This is a genomic window from Treponema sp. R6D11 (genome assembly GCF_054786075.1).
On the sequence record NZ_BDHD01000732.1, the window covers coordinates 1 to 572 of the forward strand.

The window sequence follows — 572 nt, forward strand, 5'->3', positions numbered from 1 at the left end:
TAATATATATGATATAATAACTAACATAAGAAATGGTTTAAGTAGTTTTGCAATTTTGCAAGGTATTTACGTTTCTAGAAATTTTAGGAGGTTTTGCAAAATGCAAACTGGTAAAGTAAAATGGTTTAACGCAGAAAAAGGCTATGGTTTCATCGAAAGCGATGACGGACAAGATGTATTCGTACATTTCTCAGCTATTCAAGCTGATGGTTACCGTTCATTAGCTGAAGGTGCTAAAGTTGAATTCGAAGTTACCGAAGGCGACAAAGGCGCTCAAGCAAGCAACGTTACTGTTGTTGAATAATTAAGACCTTTAATCTAGAAAAGTTGCTCATATGGGCAGCTTTTTTATTTATTTTATTTCTTTGCTTACGAATAAGTTTTTTGGATTGCCGAATGGCCACATTCTAAAAATAGCTTTGCCGATGATAGAAGTTTTATCAATCATGCCGACATCTGCCATGCGGCTGTCGTGCGAGTTGTTTCTATTATCGCCCATAACAAAAATTTGACCAACGGGGACAACGGCTGGCAATGAAAGGGTTCCTTTTAGGGTTATAACTTGCTCTTTC

At 36.7% G+C, this 572-nt stretch carries 2 protein-coding genes; one reads left to right on the forward strand and one right to left on the reverse strand.

The genetic code is table 11. The features are described 5' to 3' along the window. Positions 1 to 304, forward strand: a 304-nt coding sequence (locus ACYVTD_RS15765; RefSeq protein WP_461248639.1) for a cold-shock protein, incomplete at its 5' end; no start/stop codon positions are given. A 48-nt stretch (positions 305 to 352) separates the two neighbouring features. Here the strand turns inward: ACYVTD_RS15765 and lepB are convergent. Then, a partial coding sequence (gene lepB / locus ACYVTD_RS15770) for a signal peptidase I (protein ID WP_461248640.1) occupies positions 353 to 572 on the reverse strand: 220 nt, incomplete at its 5' end.